General features: G+C 31.1%; 21 protein-coding genes. 2 read left to right on the top strand and 19 right to left on the bottom strand.

The window, feature by feature from the left end:
• Window positions 1-10: 10 nt before the first annotated feature.
• The 19 genes from FHG05_RS03645 to FHG05_RS03550 all read right to left on the bottom strand — a co-directional run bounded on the left by FHG05_RS03645 (window position 11) and on the right by FHG05_RS03550 (window position 22,317).
• Window positions 11-499 (bottom strand): 4'-phosphopantetheinyl transferase family protein, encoded by a 489-nt coding sequence (locus FHG05_RS03645; protein WP_157504165.1) that lies wholly within the window; start codon window positions 497-499, stop codon window positions 11-13.
• Complete coding sequence (locus tag FHG05_RS03640) at window positions 499-753, bottom strand: acyl carrier protein (RefSeq protein ID WP_140996656.1); 255 nt, start codon at window positions 751-753, stop codon at window positions 499-501. Before FHG05_RS03640 ends, FHG05_RS03645 begins: the two co-directional genes overlap by 1 nt.
• 15 nt (window positions 754-768) lie before the next feature.
• Window positions 769-2,037 carry a beta-ketoacyl-[acyl-carrier-protein] synthase family protein gene (locus tag FHG05_RS03635; protein WP_140996655.1) on the bottom strand — a complete coding sequence of 423 codons (1,269 nt, stop codon included), beginning with the start codon at window positions 2,035-2,037 and terminating at the stop codon, window positions 769-771.
• 63 nt (window positions 2,038-2,100) lie between these two features.
• Window positions 2,101-2,523 carry a 3-hydroxyacyl-ACP dehydratase FabZ family protein gene (locus FHG05_RS03630; protein WP_140996654.1) on the bottom strand — a complete coding sequence of 141 codons (423 nt, stop codon included), beginning with the start codon at window positions 2,521-2,523 and terminating at the stop codon, window positions 2,101-2,103.
• A gap of 30 nt (window positions 2,524-2,553) precedes the next feature.
• Window positions 2,554-3,606, bottom strand: coding sequence for a type III polyketide synthase (locus FHG05_RS03625; protein WP_140996653.1), 1,053 nt, complete (start codon window positions 3,604-3,606; stop codon window positions 2,554-2,556).
• A gap of 46 nt (window positions 3,607-3,652) precedes the next feature.
• Window positions 3,653-4,363, bottom strand: coding sequence for a methyltransferase domain-containing protein (locus FHG05_RS03620; protein ID WP_232338045.1), 711 nt, complete (start codon window positions 4,361-4,363; stop codon window positions 3,653-3,655).
• 13 nt (window positions 4,364-4,376) lie between these two features.
• Window positions 4,377-5,507, bottom strand: a complete 1,131-nt coding sequence (locus tag FHG05_RS03615) for an NAD(P)/FAD-dependent oxidoreductase (protein WP_140996652.1) — start codon at window positions 5,505-5,507, stop codon at window positions 4,377-4,379.
• Between the two features lie 98 nt (window positions 5,508-5,605).
• Entirely contained in the window at window positions 5,606-6,043 is a 438-nt protein-coding gene (locus tag FHG05_RS03610; protein ID WP_140996651.1) for a GNAT family N-acetyltransferase, read from the bottom strand.
• 4 nt (window positions 6,044-6,047) lie between these two features.
• Window positions 6,048-6,590 (bottom strand): DUF2867 domain-containing protein, encoded by a 543-nt coding sequence (locus FHG05_RS03605; RefSeq protein WP_140996650.1) that lies wholly within the window; start codon window positions 6,588-6,590, stop codon window positions 6,048-6,050.
• Between the two features lie 114 nt (window positions 6,591-6,704).
• Window positions 6,705-8,612: an acetate--CoA ligase gene (acs, locus tag FHG05_RS03600; protein ID WP_140996649.1), complete on the bottom strand. Its 1,908-nt coding sequence runs from the start codon at window positions 8,610-8,612 to the stop codon at window positions 6,705-6,707.
• A 96-nt stretch (window positions 8,613-8,708) separates the two neighbouring features.
• Window positions 8,709-9,071 carry a response regulator transcription factor gene (locus FHG05_RS03595; protein WP_140996648.1) on the bottom strand — a complete coding sequence of 121 codons (363 nt, stop codon included), beginning with the start codon at window positions 9,069-9,071 and terminating at the stop codon, window positions 8,709-8,711.
• Window positions 9,072-9,090: 19 nt separating this feature from the next.
• A complete protein-coding gene (locus tag FHG05_RS03590) occupies window positions 9,091-11,772 on the bottom strand; it encodes an ATP-binding protein (protein WP_140996647.1) in 2,682 nt (893 codons plus the stop codon).
• A 282-nt stretch (window positions 11,773-12,054) separates the two neighbouring features.
• Complete coding sequence (locus tag FHG05_RS03580; RefSeq protein ID WP_140996645.1) at window positions 12,055-13,812, bottom strand: sodium:solute symporter family protein; 1,758 nt, start codon at window positions 13,810-13,812, stop codon at window positions 12,055-12,057.
• Between the two features lie 27 nt (window positions 13,813-13,839).
• Window positions 13,840-14,100, bottom strand: a complete 261-nt coding sequence (locus FHG05_RS03575; protein WP_140996644.1) for a DUF4212 domain-containing protein — start codon at window positions 14,098-14,100, stop codon at window positions 13,840-13,842.
• A 21-nt stretch (window positions 14,101-14,121) separates the two neighbouring features.
• A complete protein-coding gene (locus FHG05_RS03570; RefSeq protein ID WP_140996643.1) occupies window positions 14,122-15,354 on the bottom strand; it encodes a hypothetical protein in 1,233 nt (410 codons plus the stop codon).
• Between the two features lie 96 nt (window positions 15,355-15,450).
• Window positions 15,451-15,870, bottom strand: a complete 420-nt coding sequence (locus FHG05_RS03565) for an IS1/IS1595 family N-terminal zinc-binding domain-containing protein (RefSeq protein ID WP_140996642.1) — start codon at window positions 15,868-15,870, stop codon at window positions 15,451-15,453.
• A gap of 212 nt (window positions 15,871-16,082) precedes the next feature.
• Window positions 16,083-17,993, bottom strand: a complete 1,911-nt coding sequence (locus tag FHG05_RS03560; RefSeq protein WP_140996641.1) for a T9SS type A sorting domain-containing protein — start codon at window positions 17,991-17,993, stop codon at window positions 16,083-16,085.
• 163 nt (window positions 17,994-18,156) lie between these two features.
• Window positions 18,157-20,931, bottom strand: a complete 2,775-nt coding sequence (locus tag FHG05_RS03555; protein WP_140996640.1) for a CHAT domain-containing protein — start codon at window positions 20,929-20,931, stop codon at window positions 18,157-18,159.
• A 72-nt stretch (window positions 20,932-21,003) separates the two neighbouring features.
• The gene (locus tag FHG05_RS03550; RefSeq protein ID WP_140996639.1) at window positions 21,004-22,317 is read right to left on the bottom strand and encodes a S8 family peptidase; all 1,314 of its coding nucleotides are present in this window, start codon (window positions 22,315-22,317) and stop codon (window positions 21,004-21,006) included.
• 244 nt (window positions 22,318-22,561) lie between these two features.
• Between FHG05_RS03550 and FHG05_RS03545 the strand changes: the two genes are divergently transcribed.
• Together FHG05_RS03545 and FHG05_RS03540 are read left to right on the top strand one after the other, a co-directional pair.
• Window positions 22,562-23,119 (top strand): RNA polymerase sigma factor, encoded by a 558-nt coding sequence (locus FHG05_RS03545; protein WP_140996638.1) that lies wholly within the window; start codon window positions 22,562-22,564, stop codon window positions 23,117-23,119.
• Between the two features lies 1 nt (window position 23,120).
• Window positions 23,121-23,921: a tetratricopeptide repeat protein gene (locus tag FHG05_RS03540; RefSeq protein ID WP_140996637.1), complete on the top strand. Its 801-nt coding sequence runs from the start codon at window positions 23,121-23,123 to the stop codon at window positions 23,919-23,921.
• Window positions 23,922-23,944 lie beyond the last annotated feature (23 nt).

Raw genomic sequence — 23,944 nt, 5'->3', positions numbered from 1 at the left:
CTTATTTATTTTATAGTTTGAATTGTATTATTTTTTGATAAGCACCATGATGACTAATCGAAATGCTTTGATTGGTTAAGGCACAGTAAGGTAAGGAATTTTTGTCTTTCTTAATACATTGAGGAGTAACTTCAGTGATTTGATTTAAATGAGAAAATTTTGTTGTTACGATTGAATGAATCCAGTCAGTTGTAATCGTTGTTTTTCCAAAAAAATCCATTCCAAATAATTCAAGTGTTGAAATAGCTATAGCATCTTTAATTTCTAAACTTTTAATCTTAATTTTTTGGGGATAAAAACCTCTATTAATTTGTATTCTTTGATAAGCTTTATACGTACTTTCTTTCAAAGACCAAAGTATCCAAACCATTATATCTTGATTTTTATCAGTACGAATATAGTTTTGTTCCAATTCAGTAAAAAGCTTATTCAAGTAGCCTTTTCTTTTCCAGTTACTTTCTCTTTTCGCCAATGCTAAATCAACAATATCATTGCCCATTATTGTGCTGCTAGTTTTTTTTGGATTATCGCGACTGTATTTTCCACATTGAGCATCTTTTCCATAGATTCATTATCAATTTCAATATGGAATGCTTCTTCAATATCTAGAACAATATCTACTAAATTTGCAGAATTGATGTTTAAATCGGTTATAAAATCGGTAGTATCCGTAAGATTTTTAAATGCCTCTTCATTTTTTACAAAAGGTTGTACGATAGGCTTTAGTTTTTCTATAATTGCTTCTTTTGTCATGTTTATTTTAGATTTTTAATATTTTTTAAAGATAAGACAACCGTTTACATCTCCAAAACCAAAACTAGCTTTTGCGACTACATTTAAGGATTTCTTAATCATTTGCTTCGGAATGGTATTTTCATCAATTAATTCTAATATATTAGGATGCACATCTTCACAATTTATATTTGGAAAAATAAACCCATAATAAATTTGAAGTACAGTAGCCACTGATTCCATGCTGCCAGAAGCAGATAAACCATGGCCTATCATGGATTTAAGCGAATTTATGTATGGAAAATGAATTCCCTTTCGCTGCAAGGCTTGGGTCCAATTTTCAATTTCTAAAGCATCTTTTGATGTGGCAGTCAAGTGACCATTTATAGCATCAATTTCATTGGGGTGAATTCCAGCATCTTCTAAAGCTGCTCTAATGCATTTTTGAACTGCAATTGGGTTGGGTGCTGTCATTGTTCCTGTACCACGTTGGCCACCCGAATTCACATTGCCTCCACTAATTTCTGCATAAATTTTGGCTCCTCTATCCAAAGCACTTTCTAATTCTTCTAGAACTAAGGCTCCTGCTCCACTACTAGGTACAAATCCAGATGCACTAGCACTCATTGGCCTTGAGCCATTTTCTGGAGCATTATTATGTTTGAATGTACACACTCGCATGGCATCAAACCCTCCCCAAATATAGGGTCCAGAATCGCTAGTACTACCTACCAACATTCTTTTAGCTTTTCCATTTTGAATGCGTTCCAATCCGAGTAATATACTTTCTGTTCCTGTAGTACAAGCAGATGAATTGGTGCTTACCTGATTTCCTAACCCTAATTTCCCTCCAATATAAGCGGAAACACCACTTGCCATGGTTTGCGCTACAACGGTACTTCCCAACCTTCTGGTTTGAAAAGCATCAATTTTATAAATGGCTTCTCTAAAGGTTTCTATTCCTGAGGTACCTGAACCAAAAATAGTTCCACTGTCCCAATCGGGTTGGTCGTTATTTTCCAAAGTTAAACCCGCATCTTTCCATGCGTCTAGAGCAGCTATAACACCATATAAAATACCACTAGAGTTGAAACTACGCAATTCTAATTCGCTGAAATAATTTCGTTTGATTTCTTCTGAAATTTTTGGAGTTCCCGCTATTTGACAAGAAAATTTCAAGCGTTCTAATTCAGGATGAAATTCGATACCCGAAATTCCATTTTTAATAGCATGGGTAAAAGCCTCCAAACCAATACCATTTGGAGCAACAATACCTAAACCTGTTATGACAACTCTTTTTTTCAATTACAATTACAATTTCAAAAATTAACTTTAAACAATTTTAAACCAATTATACAGGTATACTTCCTAAGTTATCATTCCTGCTAAAGTTCCTGTGCAAATTGCTTCTTTATTTTCATTTATCATTTTTACTTTACATTTTAGTTTTCCAAAACGATAATATAGTTTCTCTGAAATGACCGTTACTTTTTCGTTTGGAAATACCGGTTTTAAAAACTCAATTTCAGAGGATGTAAAAGCAATATTTTCTTTTTTTTCAGACTCACTTAAATAGATTCCTAAACATACTAAACCGATTTGAGCCATAGTTTCAATGAGTAGTACTCCTGGCGTGATTGGATTATTTTTAAAATGACCTTTATAAAAATCCAAGTTTTCATTAAAAATGAAGGTACCTTTTACTCCATTTTCTGTAATTGAAATAATTTCATCCACAAACAAAAATGGTTTGGAATATGGCAACTTGTTTAGAATATCTTGTTTATTCATTTTGATTTCTAATTATATACTTTAGTTTGCTTACCATTCTAATAAAACTCGTTGGGCTGTAAAACCAGGACCAAAACTAAGCATTACTCCTTTTTCACCTATTTTGGGTTGGTTGTTCATAATCCGTTCTAATACATACAATACAGTCGCACTTGACATATTTCCATACAATCGTAAAACTTCTTTCGTATCATCTATATTCTTACCTAATTCTGAAAACAAACCTTCTACTAAGGTAACTATTTTTTTTCCACCAGGATGAAATATTAAATGATCAATATCAGCAATAGTCAACTGATTTTTTTCTAAAAAGGGATGCATAATCTTGGGAAAATGCGCTTCAATTGTATTAGGAACTTCTATATCCAATATCATTTTTAAACCCGAATTGGTTAGTTCAAAACCCATCATATGTTCGTTATCATAAAAATGATACATTGCTTCATCACTAATGGTCGGACCTATTTCTTCTTCATAGGAAGAAAGTAAAACACATGCAGCACCATCTCCAAAAATAGCTGCACTTACGATATTGGACATCGAAAAATCATCTAGTTGAAAAGTGGCCGTAGGACTTTCAACCGCAATCACGGCTGCACGCTTATTAGGATTTGCTTTTAGAAAATTTTTAGCATAAATGATACCAGAAACGCCACCTACACAACCCATTTCAGTTACAGGTAAGCGAACAATATCTTGTTTGAGTCCTAGTTTGTTAATTAAATACGCATCTAAAGAAGGAATCATGATACCCGTGCAACTTACCGTAATAATAAAATCAAGGCTTTCCGCAGACCAGTTTGCTTTTTCTAAGGCTTTTTGAAGTACTTTTTCACCTAAAACAATCATTTCCCTCGCATAAATAGCGTTTCTTTGTTCAAAAGATTGGAGTGAAAACACTTCTTCAGGACTCATAATAGAGTACCGCTTATCAACTTGAGCACCTTCAAAAATTTTCTTCACTTTTCTTTTGAAACGATCCTCTTGATTGGCAAGCCATACATCTAAAAAAGGAAGAATTTCTGCTGTTTCTCTTGAAAATTCAGGGACTTGTGTTGTTACTGTTGCTATTTTTACCGCCATATTTTTTTATTTAGATAGAGAATCTATATTGAGTCTCTGTTCTATTTTATTTTTGAATAATCCATTGGTAACGAAAAGCCCATTTCCAATGAATGGAATAGTTTTTTAAATTATTTTTTTCAGAAAACTCAACTAATTCCTGTTTTTTAAAGCCTCTTAAGATAGAGATTAATCCGTCTTCACGAGACATTTTATTAAGTTGGAAAACAAAACACACCAATTGAAATAATCGATATGCGAGTATATTTCGATGCAAATCGTTAATCACAATTCCTAATTTTGCATTGCTATAAAACAACTGCAATAAATAATTGATCTGATTGTTTTTAAAGTGATGCAATGTTAGGGTACACAATATAATATCATATTTTAATTTGCTAAATGCATCCTGAAAAATATCCCAGCATTCATATTGAATCATAGGATAATCAGTAGATAAATGCTTGGCATGTTCAATCGTAAATGCATTGGCATCTATGCCTATAAGATGAAAGGTATACTTGTTTTTTTTACCAAAATCGGCTAAAGCACGTAACATATCACCATTTCCACAACCTACATCTACAATTGTTATTTGTTTTTCTTTGGTATTTGCTACTAATTGTCTAATACCTTCTAAAGTCAATGTATTGCCTCCTAACAATCGATTTATAACGGCAATTTTATCCAATGCGTCACGCAATTCTTCTCCTTTCAGAGAAAAATCATCCATAATTTCTTCTTCATCCGTTCTATGTTGCGTGTTTATTTTTTTCAAAGTTTGTAGTTTTTCATATGTTATCTAGAAGTTCTTTTCCATGCGTTTTTTTTATTATAAAGGATAAAATAGATGGAAAAAAAGCAATCAAATTCATGATATTTTTAGAAGCAAAATCATGCAGCATAATTTTAGATAGTAGTTTCCCAAATTGTATTCTTTTTCTAAAGTTTTGATTCCAAATAGTACTATATGAACGTTCCAATTGGTCTCTATTCATCTCTTTTTTAAGAAACGAAATAACCAATTCACTTGCAATTTTGGCACTATGAATTGCCATAGCCATACCGTTTCCACAAAGTGGATGAATCAAACCCGCAGTATCGCCAATCATTAACATATGATTTTCAATTTTAGGCTTATTCTCAAATGAAACTTGACTAATGGTTAATGGTTTTTCAAATAAAGGAACTGCTTGAGTAAAAATTGCTTTTAGTTTTTGGTTTTGATATAAAACGTTTTCTTGAAAAGCTTCAATATTTTTATATTTTTTAAACACTTTATAATGTACCAAATAACAAATATTAACCACTTTATTTTCTACTTGAGAAACCCCGCAATAACCACCATTAAAATTATACAGACCTACTAAGTTACTTGGATAATCTACTGAATAATGCATTTTTACAGCCAACCAAGGAGATTTTTGTTGGATAAATTTTCGTTGCAAAACAGTATCTAAATTAGAACGTTTTCCAAAAGCTCCTAAAACTTGAATGAACTGATAGGTCTCCTTATTTTCGGTAGTAATTATAAAATTATCTTCTTTGAAATTGACTTGAGAAACGGTACTTTTTATAAATTCACCTCCTAAAACTATCACATTATCAGCTAAATATGAATCCAATGTAAAGCGACTCACGCCAAAACCTCCCATTTCTAAAGGTGCAGAAATACTTTTTCCATCCTGATTAGAAATTAAGGTTGTATTAATAGTTGCAGGATGTAAAGAAGCGATATTAAGTCCTAAATAATTCAAATAAGAATATACTTCATTAGAAATAAATTCGCCACAGACTTTATGTTTTGGAAAGGTGTTCTTTTCAAAAACAGTTACAGAAATCCCTTGTTTAAGAAGATGAATTGCGGCTATTAAGCCTGCTAAACCACCACCAATGATTCCAATTTCTGTTTGTTTGTTCATAAAAGCTAAGATAAGTTAAAAAGTGTGAAAAATCGTACTATTTAACCCTTGTTTAGCTTAAATTATTAGTTTCACTATTTTAATAAATGAATTATATCTTATTTGTTTAATTTTTTTTGAAAATGGAAACCCAATATGCTGTAATTTTTTAAAAAATAAAACTTATGGGATCTTGAATTTTGTACATATGTATTCAATTCAATAGTTTCACACTGATTCTCTTTGGCCCAATTTTCGATAAAGTCTAATAGTATATTTCCATATCCTTTTGATTGATGTTTTTCATCTAAGATAACATTATCAATCTCAATTTGTTTTCCACAATAAATTTTGGTCATAATCCAAGCACAAGTAATTCCAATAAGCTGATGGTCAACATATAATCCGAAACAGATGTAATTTGGATATTGAAACATTTCAGCTTGCCGTTTTTTTATTATTTCAAGTGCTATTGATGGATTGAGTTGTTGCAACAATTGGGTTACATTTTCAGATAAAGTATCTTTAACTATTTTAACGTGAATATTTGGATTCATTAGGTTACTTGCAGTTTTTTAATTCTTTAATAATTCCTTTTAAAATACTTGGTACAATTTGATGATGAAAAGGTTTAACAGGTATAAAATATAATTTTCCTAAAGTATTATTAAATTGTACTGTGGTTGTGATGGTAATATTTTTTAATTCTTGATGTGATGAAGATGAGTCTAACAAAAGTGAAACCCTAAAATTAAGATGTTTGTCATCTTCACCCATTATAATTTCGTTGGACGAACTTTCGAAAATTTTAAATAATCCAATTTGTTCATTGGTAACGCCCTTTAAATTTGCGATTAGCTCTTCTTTATTTTTAATAGTTTGGCTGGTTTTTAAACCGATTATTTTCACTATTTTATTTCTTAATGAAAACAAGGCACTCACCCATTTGGGACTGGTTTGAAAAAAAGCCTTTAAAACTGCTAAAGGAGTTATCGTATTATCTGTATCGATGATACTTCCTTGAAAACTATCCATATAATGATACTTGTTAGCTTTCCCAAAAAGTAATGAATCTGAAGGAGATGCTACTTTTATGATTTGCATTTTTGAAGAAATTTAGGTGTATAAATGTACTAATTTTTATACAATTATGCTGCCATAAAAAACAAAAAAGGTTGCTCAAGAAAGCAACCTTTTTTAGTAGTATATATTTGGTATTTACAATTTACCATTTTTAATCTCCTCTACAATTTCAGGATTTAATAAAGTGGTAATATCCCCAAAATTACCATCTTCACCTTCAGCAATTTTACGTAAAATTCGACGCATAATTTTTCCAGAACGTGTTTTTGGTAAACCATTCACAAATTGAATTTTATCTAATTTAGATATAGGACCAATTTTATCTGCAATGAGGTTGTTAATTTCGTTTCTCAAATTATCTTGATTTCTACTTTCACCCGATTCTTTTAAGATAACAAAACCATATAAAGCATTTCCTTTTACATCATGAGGGAAACCAACAATAGCACTTTCTGCAACTGCTGGATGTTCATTAATAGTATCTTCAATTGGTGCTGTACCTAAATTATGACCAGAAACGATAATAACATCATCTACTCTACCCGTAATTCTATAATATCCTACTTCATCGCGAAGTGCACCATCACCTGTAAAATATTTTCCAGGATAAGCAGAGAAATACGTTTGTTTATAACGTTCGTGATCTCCCCAAATGGTTCTAGCCATAGATGGCCATGGGAATTTAATACACAAACTTCCTGTAACTTGATTGCCTTCAATTTCATTTCGCAATTCATCCATTAAAACGGGTTGAATTCCGGGTAAAGGTAAAGAAGCATACGTAGGTTTTGTAGGTGTTACAAACGGTATTGGAGAAATCATGATACCACCTGTTTCCGTTTGCCACCAAGTATCTACTAACGGACATCTTTTACCACCTACATGATCATTATACCAATGCCATGCTTCTTCATTAATTGGTTCTCCTACAGAACCAATTACTTTTAAACTACTTAAAGGAAATCCTTTTACATAATCCACGCTTTCTTTTGCTAAGGCACGAATAGCGGTTGGTGCAGTATAGAACTGAGTGACTTTATGTTTTTCAATTACTTGCCAAAAACGACTAAAATCTGGATAAGAGGGTACACCTTCAAACATAACGGTAGTTGCACCATTTAATAAAGGACCATAAACAATATAAGAGTGGCCTGTTATCCAACCGATATCTGCAGTACACCAATACACATCATTTTCTTCGTAATTGAAAACATTTTTAAAAGTATAAGCCGTATACACCATATATCCAGCAGTTGTATGAACCATTCCTTTTGGTTTACCAGTAGAACCAGAAGTATATAAGATGAATAACGGATCTTCTGCATCCATAATTTCGGCTACATGATTATCTAGAGCTTCGTCTAAAAGAGGTTGTAGCCATAAGTCTCTACCTTCTTTTATCGCTATATTCTCATTCGTTCTTTTAGCTACCAACACTTTTTCGACACTTGGACAATCTTTTAAAGCTTCGTCTACTATGCCTTTTAAGTTAATCGTTTTATTACCTCTGAAACCACCATCAGATGTGATTACCATTTTACATTGGCTATCATTGATTCGACTAGATAAAGCGGTTGAGGAAAAACCAGCAAAAACAACAGAATGTATCGCTCCTATTCGCGCACACGCTAAAACTGCTACCGCTAATTCTGGAATCATTGGTAGATAAATACAAACACGGTCTCCTTTTTTAATACCTTGTGATTTAAGTACATTAGCCATTTTAGCTACTTTAACATATAATTCATTATACGTAATATGTTGTGCTTCTTCTTCAGGATTATTGGGTTCGAAAATAATAGCTGTTTTATCACCTCTTTTATTTAAGTGACGATCAATACAGTTTTTTACAATATTTACTTTTGCATTGGTAAACCATTTAAATTGAGCTTCTTCAATATCAAATTCGAAGACCTTATCCCATCTTTGGTACCAACTAAAATTCTCATCAGCAATTTTATCCCAAAACTTTCTAGGTTCACGAACCGATTTTTTATACATTTTAAAATAATTCTCTAAGTCATTTATTTTATAATAGCTCATTTGTTATAATTTTTTATTTGTTAGGTAAATATAGTAATTCTATTAAGAAGATGTAAAGATAATATTGCTAAATTGGTATAGTTAAACGTAATGCTATCATTCTATTAATTCTTTTACTTGATCCACTAATTTCTTCAAAGAAAAAGGTTTTGTTAAATAAGCACTTGCTCCTAAGTTTAAACCTTTTTGAATGTCTGATTCTTTATTTTTCGCCGATAAAAAAATGACTTTACACTCTTGTAAAGCATCGTTTTTTTTAATGTGTTCCAAGGTAGCATAACCATCCACATTTGGCATCATGATATCTAGAATAATCGCATCTGGAATTTGTGTTTTTAAAATTTCTAATGCTTCTTGACCATCACGAGCTATAAATACTTCATAATTATTTTTTTTAAATGTATATTCTAAAGACATAATGATATTCGGTTCGTCGTCAACTAATAGTATTTTCTTCATTTAATTGTGTCTTTTTGTATTATTTTAAAAGTGTAAAAGTAAAACATGCCCCAGTAATATCATTGTTTTTTACCCAAATTTTTCCTTGGTGTAATTCGATTATTTGTTTACAAATGGCAAGACCTAAACCACTACCCTGCGGTTTTTTAATGTTTTGATTATCAGATTGATAAAATTTATCAAAAATCATTTCTGCATCTTTTTCATCGATTCCTTTACCATTATCCATAACATGTATTTCATAAAATTGTTCTCTATCAATAATTTTGATCTTAATTTTTCCATCTTTATCGGGACAAAATTTAATAGCATTCGATAGCAAATTAGTTACCACTTGTATGATTCGATCTTCATCATACCTCAAATTTATTGGCTTATTATTTTCAATAGCAATCGAAATGTTTTTATTCTTGATTAATTGTTGTAGGGGTTCGATTGTTTTGAGTAAGGTTTGATGAAAATCATTTAGTGTTAGATTTAATTTTTGCTTTCCTGTTTCTAATTTTTCTAAATCTAATATTTTATCAATTAAACGGTTTAAGCGGTCCGATTCGGAAATAATATTGGTTAGAAATTGTTTTTTTATGTCTTCTGGAATTTCATCATCATCTATTAAAATTTCGCTCGCAGCACGAATAGCAGTTATGGGAGTTCGCAATTCATGAGTAACGGTGTCTAAAAAATCGTCTTTTTGTTTGTCTTTTATTACTAAATTTTCATTGGCTTTTTGCAATTGGTTGGTAATTTTCTTCAATTCATTTGATGTCTCCGTCAATTTTTTATTGATTAAGATTGTTTCATTGGATTCTTCCAAAATTTTTAAAACCTCTGGTAACGTTATTTTTTCTTCTTTTACAACACTAGAAATTAAAATTTTTGCAGAAGCCGTACCAATATGACCTGTTAAAAGATTCTCGGCAAATTTAACCAAACGTGCATCTGCCATTTCTTGATTTTTATCGACATTGTATTTCGTATTAAAAATTGCCATCGCTCTTTGGGTACGATCTTCACCTAGAAATTTTAATAAGACCTTTTCAATATCTCTTGTGTAAGCAGTTCCTCTCCATACAAAGGCATTTTCATGATTGGTACTGTATTTATCAATATCAATATACATTTCAGCATAATTACGTTCTCTATAATTACCTTTAAAACTAACAGAAACTGCAAAATAGGTCATCGTATTAAATAACATGCTCCAAAAAAAGGCATGCGCTATAGGTGACAAATAATCAAGTCCAAATAATGCTAAAGGTTTTAACAAATCACTATTAAAGAGACCTGATGCAATAAAGGTATTTGTAGTATTGGTTAAACCATAAGCATATGGAATTAAGAGAGTATATAAACACACTAAAAATCCCATAATAATACCACTTTTGGCCCCTAAACTAGATCCTCTTCTCCAAAATAAGGCTCCAAAAAAGGACGGTGCTAACTGACCAATAATAACAAATGAAACTAATCCAATTGAACCTAAACTATAATCTAAAGCAAAAAAACGATAAATAAGATAGGCTATTATAATCAACAAAAAAATACCTACCTTTCTTATGTTTACAATTTTTTTATTATTGATTTCTTGCGCTTCATTTTTTAACTTACCTAAAAAGGTATATGGAATTAAAAGATTATTACTTAACATTGTCGACAAACTAATACTAGAAACAATAATCATGGAAATAGCCGCTGAAAAACCTCCTAGAAATACCAAAACCGTTAAAAAAGTATTATCATAAAATTGTGGAATTAATAACGAAAAGGTATCTGCATTTTTAGCTTCTCCAAAAAAAAGAACATTTCCGCCCCAAGCAATTGGGAAAACAAAAAGATTAAAAATAAAAAGATATAATGGGAATAACCATAAAGCGGTTTTAATATGTCTTTCTCTATTGTTTTCAACAACAGATACATGAAATTGTCTTGGTAATAAAAAAATAGCAAACAAGGATAGCATACATAAAAAGAACCAATTCATTCCATTTTCTATACTTCCAATGGTATTTTTTTCATGAAAGTGTTCTAATAATGAAGCTTTCTGATAAATGTCCCCGTACCCATCATAAACGACATAAGTAACATACAAACCGATAAGTACAAAAAATAGTAATTTTAAAGTACTTTCCATAGCTACTGCAGTTATAATTCCTTTTCTTTTTTCGGATGCATCTACATATTTAGTTCCATAATAGGAGGCGAACAAAGCTAAAGCAACAGCTACGTAAGTGGTAGTGTCTAATATGATTAAAGAATTCTCTGAAGTTTTAGTGACCACATGAAATGTTTCTGAAATGGCTTTTAATTGTAAAGCTATGTAAGGAAGTATAGCAGCCAAACAAATTAAAGTTACTAACGCACCTAAAAACCGGCTATTGCCATATCGTAACGAAATAAAATCCGCAATACTAGACACATTATTCAATCTAGAAATACGAATAATTTTTCTAAGAATGATAATCCATGCAGGAATAATTATTATGGGACCAATGTAAATCGTTAAATAATTTAATCCTGAATTAGCTGCAACACCTATACTACCATAATACGTCCAAGCGGTACAGTACACTGCTAATGAAAGAGAGTATACATAAGGATTATTTGCCCATCTTAAATTTTCTTTTTTTTCAGCCCAATGTGCAATAAAAAAAAGAAACGTTAGATACAATAACAAAATGAAAATTAAGACTATACTATTCATAATATCTATTCACTATAATAAGAGAAACAATTATTGAAAAAGCCCAAACTGAAAAAATATAAATATAGAATATGGGTATACCAAAAAAAGCGTCACTACTATCAAATAATAACAGTAAAGGTAGATTTAAGCTTAGTAAAAGAAAAACTGTTAATACAACTAGTTTTTGTTGGTGTCTTTTTTTCATTTGATTTTAATCTGTTTAAAAATACAATTTTATCTTTTAAACTGAAAAAAACGCTGTAAGAGTTTACAGCGTTTTTAAAATAATATATTTAATTTTTAATGACCAGTAGCCTCACCTGCTCCAGATGGAATTCTAATATGCTCCACAATTTCTTGAACATCATGAGGTGGTTCTTTGGTAAAACTATTAACTACAAAAGCCACAATAAAGTTTACTATCATTGCAATAGTTCCAAAACCTTCTGGTGAGATTCCAAACCACCAACTGTCTTTTAGTCCAGCCACAGCATCTTTGCCACCATCAAACAACCCAAATTTAAATTTTAGCATATAGAAAAGCATTAGTAATAATCCTACAATCATCCCAGCAATTGCACCTTCTTTATTCATTTTTTTATGGAAGATACCTAAAATAATTGCTGGAAAAAAGGAAGCTGCTGCTAAACCAAAAGCTAAAGCCACTACAGCTGCTACAAACCCTGGAGGATTAATTCCAAAATATCCTGCGATTACAACTGCTACAGTTGCAGCACCACGAGCCGCCCATAATTCTCCTTTTTCAGAAATATTAGGATTAACCATTTTTTTAATTAAATCATGAGAAACAGAAGAAGATATTACTAATAGAAGTCCCGCTGCAGTAGATAAAGCAGCTGCTAAGGCACCTGCAGCAACTAAAGCAATCACCCAATTAGGTAATTGTGCGATTTCAGGATTTGCTAGTACCATAATATCATTATCGATAGTTAATTCGCTTCCTTTTAACCCTTTTGCTTCTTGAGCTGCTAGAAATGCTTCATTCTTTGATTTATCATTATAATATTGAATTTTTCCATCTCCATTTTTATCTTCATATTTTAACAAACCTGTTTTTTCCCAATTGGTAAACCATTTTGGCATATCTGCATAATTTTTGTCGCTAACCGTTTCAATTAAATTGGTTTTTGCGAATACAGCAACTGCTGGTGCTGTTGTGTACAAAATCGCAATTAATAATAATGCCCATCCCGCAGATTTACGGGCATCTTTTACTTTTTTAACAGTAAAGAAACGAACAATTACATGAGGAAGACCAGCTGTACCTACCATTAATGCTAAAGTAATGGCAAATACATCAATTAATGATTTAGAACCATTGGTATATTCGGCAAAACCTAATTCTGTAGATAATCCATTTAATTTATCTAATAAATATATATTCTCACCACCAGTTACCGTACCACCCATACCTAATTGTGGAATTGGATTTCCTGTCATTTGAATAGAAATAAAGATAGCAGGAACCATAAAAGCAAAAATTAACACACAATATTGTGCTACTTGTGTATATGTAATTCCTTTCATTCCGCCTAAAACAGCATAGAAAAGAACAATTACCATACCTATAACCACACCCGTTTCAATTTCAACTTCTAAAAATCTAGAAAAAACAACTCCAACGCCTCTCATTTGACCTGCAACATAGGTAAAAGAAACAATTAATGCACAAACTACAGCAACTGTACGAGCCGTGTTTGAATAATAGCGTTCCCCAATAAAATCAGGAACTGTAAACTTTCCAAATTTTCTCAAATAAGGTGCTAACAATAATGCTAATAACACATAACCTCCTGTCCAACCCATCAGATATACGGCACCATCATATCCTGCAAAAGATATAATTCCAGCCATGGAAATAAATGAAGCTGCAGACATCCAATCGGCAGCAGTTGCCATCCCATTTGCTAAGGGAGAAACACCTCCACCAGCAACATAAAATTCTTTAGTTGATCCGGCTCTAGACCAAATTGCTATTCCTATATATAAAGCAAATGTAATCCCTACTATAATGTAAGTCCAAACTTGTACATTCATGATATCTTATTTTTATGTTACTAATTATTATTCGTCGAAACCGAATTTTTTATCGAGTTTATTCATTAATCGAACGTATACAAAAATCAATATCACAAATACATATATTGATCCTTGTTGGGCAAACCAAAATCCTAAAGGAAACCCACCGATTTTAACTTCATTTAAAGCATCTTTAAAAAGTATTCCTGCTCCATATGAAACAGCGAACCAAATACTTAATAAAATAAGAAGGTACTTTAAGTTTTCCTTCCAATAGGCCGTAGCGTGTTTTTGTTTTTCGCTCATAATATTTATTTTTTGGTTTATTTATAGATATATCATTGCCTGCAGAGTAATGGTATTGATGGCATCATTATCAGCATATTTTAGAGTTTGATATTCCAAAGTAAGTTTGGAATTATGACCGCTTAAATAGAAATTAGTACCAATACCCAATTGTGAAGCATTATCATCAATTGCATCAATTTTTCTAGAATCATAAGATAAATAAGGTTGGATTTTTGCTTTCGTTTGAATGGGTAGAACATAACCTAAATGTCCGTGTAAAAGAGAACCCGTTTCATAGGTTGTTCCTAATCTAAAATCCTTACCATAATCAGCATTTTGATACAAAGCATAAGCGGTAAGAGCACCTCCTTTACTCCCAATTGGTGCATCATAGAAAGCATCTACCGCGAAAATACTAACATCTTCGCCACTCAAATTCCCAGTTGCATCAGCTACTACTGCGCCACTAGGATGTAAAAAGAAACCAGCTCCGATATTAAATATTTTTTTAGTACCTACATAAGACCCTACTTTGTAGGGCAAGAAATTACTTTCAGCATCAAAGAACGCATAATCAAAATAACCTGCATATACTTTTCCAGCTTCTTTAGATCCTAATAAACGTCGTCCTGTATAAGAAGCTGGTCCATCATTTACAGGTGTAGAAGTATCTAAGTTATTGGTTTCGGCTTCATTTATAGAAACTCGGTATTGTAATTTTCCAAAAGAACCTTTTAGGTATACCCCTAAATGTCTAGCAAATTGATCGGATAATCCTAAAGTTGCCCATGCTTGTCTTTGGTTATCTAATGTCATTATGTTTAAAGTGCTTTGATTGTTCAAGCGAGAAATACCATTCCAATAATGCAAACCTCCACCAATAGCATGATTTTTTCCTAAACTATATTGTGCCCATACATCATGAAAAAACAGTTGAGAAGCGTCGCGAGTACCTGTCGGACTCATGTTTTCTGCATTTAAACTATTCAGTCCAAAATGTGTTAAGATTAAGAAATCTGGGCTAATTTGAGCATACATTAAGATACGAGCTCTACGGATGCTAAAATTTAAATCAGATTGTTCGTTCCCATTTGCGTCTAAAGGACGGTCTGAATTATGTTGTGCCCAGAATTGTGCCCAAGATATAATTCTAAAATATTTTGTACCTTCTTCATTAATTTTGACTTTAAGTCCGCCTTCATAATCAGGTGAACCCTGAGAGAATGTTAAAGCTGAAAAAAGTAATCCAATAATAAATAGTATTTTTTTCATAATTTAAAATTTGATTTTAGTTATTTTGTTCTATCAAATTTTGAAATTATTTTCTGTACTGTAAAAAACTATATATATAAGTGTAAAGTAGTATAGTTAATCCTTAAAACGTTCCCATTTTATGAGCATGAATTTGTCTCCAAGTTCAGTTATAATCATACCTGCACCTGATAATTGGTCTTTTGTTTTTAAATATTCTACTAATTCATTATGTTTAAATATCTTATAGCTAGGATGATAATTTGGATGTGGTGGTTTTTTTATTTTATATTCTTTCACCCAGTTACTAATAGATACATGAGAAACTCCAATAATCCTTTCTATTTCTCTAAAACTTAAACCTTCTAAATAGAGTTGTAAAGCCTTTGTAACATAATAATCATCTATCTTTTTACCTAATTTATTTACTGTGAAATAATAGATGCATGACTTGCATAAATAGCGCTGTCTGTCTTTAATTATGCCACTTTTGACAAGTGTTGAACCGTTACATTTTGGACAAGTGATAACATCCATATATATAAATTTTGCATAAATATATTAAATTAGCAGGATTTATTTTATTGAATTCCTATTTTTTTTACTAAAAAAATATTTAATATGAATTTATAAAAGTTTATTTTTATCAATATTATAAAAAAAGTAATATTCATATAACTGAAAAAAGGTAAAGGTTCGATTGTTATAGCAATACAACAATCGAACCTTTGTAGAGAATTAAAAAAATATTATTCTTTAATTAATTTCTCTTTGTAAACTTGTTTATTAGTTTCAACAGTAATTAAATAAAAGCCTTTTCTTACATCGCTTAACTGAATGGACTTCTCATTAAACTCACCTGTAAACTTTTCCGTTTTAACAACCATTCCAGTGTTGTCATATATGGTGTAAGAAAGTATTTTTTCAGATTTATCAACTTGAATTATAGTGTTTTCTTTGGTTGGATTTGGATATAAAATTAGTTGATTAGAAACTCCTGTTTTACCAAAAGACAAATCTCGAGGATCTTGTTCTGCATATAATTCTTTAACTTCAAAGTTAGTTAAACCTGATGTAGTTGAACTTCCATTTTCACAATTTGCCTTTACTTTAAAACTATAATTACCAGGAGCTAAATTAACTGTAACTGGTGGTGAACTAGTTGTAATAGTATGAATTAATACACCCGACGCATTATAAATGTAAAGAACATAATTAGATACATTCATTTGACCATTCCAAGTAAAAATAGCAGGTCTAGTATTACTATTTATATTTAATCCGTTTGCTCTCACTGACATTCCAGTAATAGGATCAAGACCGCAAACAATGCACTCTTTTGAATTGTTACCATACCCTATAGAAGTGTTGATGTCAATATTTCCATCACCATTACTATCAAATAAATTATTCCAAGGTGACCAAAGCGTAACATGACTTGAAATTCCATTTCTTAGACCCGTATTTCCATAGGCTTGCACACCATATCCTCCAGAAGAGGCACTAACCCATTTTGCATATTTTTCCATACAACACTCTGGATTTGAATCATTAAATGGTAATACCGCTGAAATATAGAAATCACTCGTACGATTTACATGAGAACGATATTTTTTGTTTCCTTTTGCAAAAACTCTGGTACTAGAAACCATTTGTACAGTTACAATATGATTGGGACTTAAAGTTATTCCACCATCGTAATTTACTGCAAAATTACCTTCAGCTGTTCCATTAGTATCATTTGAACCCAATTGAATTATGGTTGGTGTGTTTGCAGCAGCTGCTATTTGATCTGCTATATTTCCTAAAGGAGGTAATGGAGCTCCTCCAACAACCGACACCACTACACCTGTAACACTTGCTGCTAAATTAAGATAATTGGACCATGCTTGTGGATTCCATTGTTCATGTTGCCATCTTGAAACCAGCATCGAACCCGCTTTTAAAACTGCTAAATCTGTGGTAGATTGATATTGATCTATTTTAACTAAAACAGACGCATCATCAACTGAACCTCTAGAAAAACGATTGTTTAAGATTCCTCCTACTTCTGTATATACTGATCCATAACCATAATAACCCGATTTTATATATATGGTCTTATCACAACCACAATCTTCAGGTAAAAGACTACCATTAGTACACAGATAGTTAAAAGACATTCTAGCATGAGCGGTAGTTGAACCCGTTTGATTGTTAATAATATTCGAATATTCATAGTCGGTATTACCATCCATCGAATTAAGATACAATCTTTGCACTGAGGACGCTCCATTTATATTCGTTCTTGCCCAAGTAGTCAATCCTCCTTGATCTTCATAAGGGTAATAAACTCCACCAGAAGCGGGAGCCATTTCATATGAACTATTTACATTTAAAGTAATACATCCACAAGCAGTTTTTTTGGATCTACTACTTTCTCGTAGTTTATTTACAATTAATGATACGGTATCATTTGTTTCGTAATAATTTTGTAAATATTGATCTAAAGGAACTCTTTGGTTTCTTCCTGCTTCTTGCCAAAGTTTTACTCTATCAAACATTTCTTTTGAAATTTCAATTGATTCGCTTTCCTCTCTGTTTTGAGAAAACACATTCATATTGATTAAAAAAAGACTACACAGTAGCACTAATAATTTTAGTTTTTTTCTAGATTCCATTTTGAATTTTTATAAGTTTGTCCCTACTCTATTTTTTCAGGTTTTTCGGGTTACACCTTTTTGATCGATCTAACCATAAGTGTTTGCTTTAAAAATTCATTACCCAAAAAAAGTAAAAAAAAACCAGCCCTTTAAAAGCTGGTATAAAATGGGAAGGGATAGACTATTTTAGTTTTTTATTTTTTAGCCAAAGTAAGAGTCCAATAAGTAAAATAGTTAGTATACTAAAAATATAGATAATGGAATTGGTTGTATCCAAATGTATTGATTTAGTACTTCCTGTAAGTGTGAAAGAAGCCCAATAATAGGGTAAAGTTTCATAGGATTGATGTTTCTTTAAATACTTTATTTTAGCAAATTGCAACGCTTTTGATTTTGATTGTCCCAATTCTAATTGTTTATAGAAGTTTTCTATAATTTCGTTACCCGCTTTTTCATTTACATTCCACAAAGAAGCTACAACACTTTGGGAGCCATTATTAAAAAAAGCCCTTGACAAATTAATGATACCTTCACCCGAAGCCAAAAGTCCATCATTGGTTTTACATGCATCTAACAGCACTAATTCTGCTTGGTTTTCAATTCCGTATAATTCATATAAAGTTACTTTTTCATTTTGAAAAGAAATCCAAGGAGTATGAGAGATAGAATCCACTCCTGCATGTGTACTTAAGTGAATTATTTCAAAAGTACCACTAGTATTAAAAAAGTTATTTTTAGAAGCTTCATTTTCAGTATAAATGGTTGTTGATTTATACCCTTTTAAGTTGCCCGTCATTTCGTTTGAAATTTGTAGAGGCGCTAAACTCTCATCCGAAAATTGAGATGGAGCCATAAATAATAACTTATTTGCAGGGTTATTTTTTTTATTTTTTATTTTTTCAAATACCGAAAAGGATTGTAAGTAAGAAATAGCCGTTTTTTGAAGTAAATAACTTTCCGATAATTTATCTTTAGCATTTACAGCTAATGCTTCAAAAGGAAAATTCAACAAGTTATCATCTGGAACTATAATAAGTGATTTATTACTAAGTTTTTCAAGAGCATCTTTAAAAGGAAATAAAGTGAGAAAAACATCAAATGCAACTTTTTGATAATCCCTAATTGTGTCAGGAGATAGAATAGGTTGTTTTTGGTAATGTTTCAAAGATTGTATTCTTTTTTGCAAAAGAGGCACCTCATTTATTTTAAAAAAATGACTTTCTTGTTCGGAATAAAAAATACCATAGCCTTCATTATCATTTAAAATATATGTTATAAAAGAGGTATTAGTAGATTGGCTTAGTTTTTTTATTTTTTCAAAAGAAATGGTTTCTGTTTCTTTTTTCAGTTGCACATATTTTGGATAATTATGTTGCATTTTATCCATAAACAATTTGAATTCATTTGCTTTTGAAATCAATCGTTTTTGAATCGAAATATCAGTTGTGTTTTGCTGAAATAGTTTGTCTAAAACCATCCATTCGTAATGCAATTTGTATTCTTGTTCCAATAGTTCATTTGGAATTTCAAAAGCTAATTTTGCTTGTAAATTTTTAATATTTTCTTGAAGTAAAACTGCCTTGTTTTTCTCCATAAAATAAAAGGCATCATCGGGTTGGTTTAATAAATAACAAACTTCAACCGCTAACAAATAAGTATTGACTCCTTTTTCAATCCAAAATAGTTTCGATTGTTCCGAATTACTTTCATATCGCAAAAGAGAAACCAATTCATCAATCCGAAATAGCGTTGCTTTTGCCAAATGTAAGTACTCCATTCTTTTACTTTCTTTATATGTTGCTACATAATGATAGGCTAAATCCACTAAAAAAATTAATGCTTCTTGTTCATGGTTAGAATCTCTAATCGTTTGTAAGGTTGGTATTTGAAAATCAGAAGTAGTTTTATCCAATAGTACTTGTATTGCTTTTTGAAAATAGTTTAATTTTTCAACCGCACTGCTGTTTTGTAGAAAATATCCCATATTATCATAAGCAGTAGCCTTTTGTACGTTATCTACAGATTGGGACAATACTTTTTTATAACAAGCAGTGGCTTCTTTATGTTTTCCTTGTTTGGCATACAAAAAACCCATATTATTTAAAGCACTTACTTGTTCTGATAGTGCTTCTTCTTTTGCATAAAAAAGAGCTACTTTTTGATACAATTCTAGTGCTTCCTTATCCTTATCAAAAGCTTCATACACATTAGCTATATTATTGTAAGCGGCATATAAAAATGTATCAGGTAAATTGCTATTTTCAAATTCTTTTTCAATTTCTTTCTGATGTTTTTTAATAATCTCTAAATCGGAAGTCTTTTTTGAAAGAAAAGTAGTTTCATACATTTTTCCATAAATACCTACAATTACCATTCGCAATTGCAATTCTTTATCAATATCGACACGATTAAATTTTGTTAATAACAAGTTGAGTCTGCTCAAACCTGAGTAAAAGTCACCCGTATTCGCTTCAATAACAGCACTGTCAATTCCTGCATTAAAGGTATATTTATCATTCCCATTATCGGAAAGAATTTCTTGAAGAACATCATAACGTTTTTTTTCAAAACCTTCGTAAGAATAAATCCATGCCAAATTATTTCTAGTTTTGTTTAAAATTTCTAACGAATTCTTTTTGTATTTTTTTTGGATTTCAATCGCTTTTTTAAGATATAAAATAGCTTCGTTATTAGCCGCTGTTTTATAGTAGTATTTACCAATTTCAGCATAAAGTTGGCCCATTTCAGCTGTGATACTGCTTTTTTGTTGATGCGATAATACTACTAAAAGTTGTTCTAAAACGAATGCATTATTCGTTTCTTTTCCACTTTTGTCAGGTTGTAGAATGGTTTCTATTTGAAGCGCTAAATGCTTTTGAGAAAAAACAGTTGAAACCGTAAATAATAGAATACAACAAAAACATTTTGCAAAAAGAGACATGACATTTTTTGCCATGAAAATATAAAAAAACAAGCAAAAATTACGATTCTCATGTATATTTTTGCTTGTTTTCTAAAGGATTTGAACTTACGGTAAAATAACTTTATTATATTTTACTTTCTTAGCCGTATCAAAACTGGTTGGACAAACACTACCTGAATTAATTACTTGAAATAGTAATTCGCCTGTACTAAACCCTGGATGTTCGTATTTATATCTCGCTATTACTCCTGCTACAACGGGTGCTGCAAAAGAGGTTCCACTCATGTCATAACCGAGAAAAGGAATATTTTCTCCTCTCGAAAATACATCTACACTTTCTAAACCATAATTAGAAAAATTAGCAATATTAGAATTTCCAAAAGTAAACGCTTCATTGGCATACTTATTTGCTGCAGCAACTGCAATAATATTTTCATGCGTATAACCCGAAGGATAATGTGCCAACAGATCATTATTATTTTGCTGGTTTCCAGCTGAAGTAACAATTATTACTTCTGGATGTTCATTGATTAAGGAAGAAATTATGGTGTTTAAAAAATCGCCAAATCCATCATCATACCAACCTAAACTCATTTGTAAAATATCGGCATGTTCAAGGCCAAAATTAGTAGCACATAAAAAATCAAAATAACTGGCTTTCCCATATTGATCACATACTTTTAAAGGCATAATTTGATGTGGAATTGCAGAAGGACTATCATTTAAAATACTTGTAATGATAGAAGAAACTACAGTTCCATGACGACCATTATTATCATCAAAAGTGTTGTGATCATGATTGACAAAATCCCAACCAGAAAGAATCGAAGGATTTCCATCACCATCAGCATTATAAAGGAAAGGTGCTGTAAAAACCGCATTATCATCACCACCAATTGTGGGAGCAATACCTGTATCTAAAACAGCAATGGTAACACCATCATTTGAGGATTTAATATACGAATGATAATTATAATCATTAGCAGTGCCTAAATCAGGATTATTTAAATCGATACCAAAGGTAAATTCATAATCCACATCCACTATGGCTTCAACTCCACCACCACTTCCTTGTTCAATTGCCGATTTTTTAGGTTCAATATTAATACCATTCCCAAACATCCAAAGTTCAATCGTGTCATCAGTACAGTGTTCGCAGAGCTTAAAGTTCGTTACACCGTGAATGTCTCTTAAATCGGCTTTGATGCTATCTGCAACGCCTGGTGCAAACCTTACAATAAGTCTGTCATTAGAATATCTTGGTAAAGCAGTTCTTGACATTAGTCTATTGGCAATAGTTGTCTCATTACTCTTTTCATTTTCGTTAGAAAAATTTTCATCATAAGTATCTTCATTGGTACAAGAAAATAAAACAAAGAGCAGTAGACCAAAATAACTGGTCATTTTAAATTTTTTCATGGTTTATTTTTTTAATTTTTTATATAGTATGCATTCTTATTTTTTATTACCCAATTTTATAAAATAAAAATAATCAATTATAAAATAGTATAAGTAGCTAATTTACAAACAGAAACTACAATGTAAAAAAATATGTATTTTTACTCCCATAATTGAATATCTATTTTAAAGTGCCAAATCCTTAAAATTATAATTCATTTCAAATGAAACTTACAAAAGATAACTCGTTTTAGACTAATCATAAATGGAAAACACTGAACGCTATATTCAAGCACTCATTCAAGGTGAAGACCAAATTATACAAGAGATTTATAAAAAAATATATCCAAAGGTTCTGGCATTTATTTTATATAATAAAGGTAATGAAGATGATGCATTAGATGTTTTTCACGATGCCTTGATGTATATTATTATAACTCAAAAAGAAAAAAGAAGTGTGATACTTTCCTTTGAAGCATACCTTTTTGTGATTTGCAAAAATATTTGGAAAAAAAACTTAAAAAACAAGGTAATACAAACAGATGTTTTGACACTAGAAGAAAAAGAAACGAATTTAAGTGCTTTTATTTTAGAACAACAATGTTTTGAATTTTACATTGCTAAATTTAGTCTTTTATCCGAAAATTGTAAAGACATCTTAAGCAGTTATTTCAATGGTTTAAGTTATGAAGAAATAACCTTAGCAAATGCTTATGCAACGGTGAATACAGTGAGGCAAAGGGTTTTTAAATGTCGTTCTAAATTAATAGAATTGATAAAAAATGATAAAGAGTTTCAAAAAATAATCAAATGGGGAGCTTAATATGGACATAGATACACTAGATTTAATAGATCAATACCTTAGAGGTAACTTAAGTGATACAGAAAAAGAAGCTTTTGAAAAAAGAATAGCTATTGAAGAAGACCTTCAAGAAGAAGTTTTGATACATCAACAGCTTTTAGCGATACACGAACAAGAAAAAATTTCTTTGACGAATACTTCTTATCAGCAGGAATTAGTTCAAATGAACGAAATATTAAACGAGGAAGATAATGCTAAATTATCTCAAAAAATAAGAGCAATTGGTAAAAATCAGCAACCCCATACAACAGTTCGTTTCAAAAGAAAGAAAACTGTAAACTGGTTCTATTCTGCTGCAGCTTCTATTGTTGTGTTAATCAGTTTGTTTTTTATTTTTAATACACCCAAAGCATTACCCGATTATTACCAGAATTATGTAAATTGGGAAGAACTGCCCTCTTTTACAGTAAAAGGTGACCCCGAAGAACTATTTGAGAAAGGAGAAGTCTTTTTTAAGAACAAAGAATATAAAAATGCAGTTGCTACATTGTCAATTATTGAACCTGAAGACAAATGGTACCCTTTTGCACTACTCTATTTAGGAGCTTCTTATGACCAATTAAATGAAAATGAAGCAGCTATTGCAACCTTTCAAAAACTAGCTTCTTTAACAACTTCTGAGGAATATTCTAAAGGGTATTGGTACCAATTACTACTGTATTTAAAAACCAATCAAAAAGAGAAGGCTTTAGAAATGAAAACCAAAATTTTAGAAAATCCGAATCATTATAAATATAAAGAAGCAACTGAATTAGACTTCTAAATAAAAAGGCTTTGAGTGAATCA

This window comes from Flavobacterium profundi (genome assembly GCF_006491645.1).
GTDB lineage: Bacteria > Bacteroidota > Bacteroidia > Flavobacteriales > Flavobacteriaceae > Flavobacterium > Flavobacterium profundi.
The sequence above is the reverse complement of the archived record's forward strand: the minus strand, read 5'-3'. Positions and strand labels throughout refer to the sequence as shown.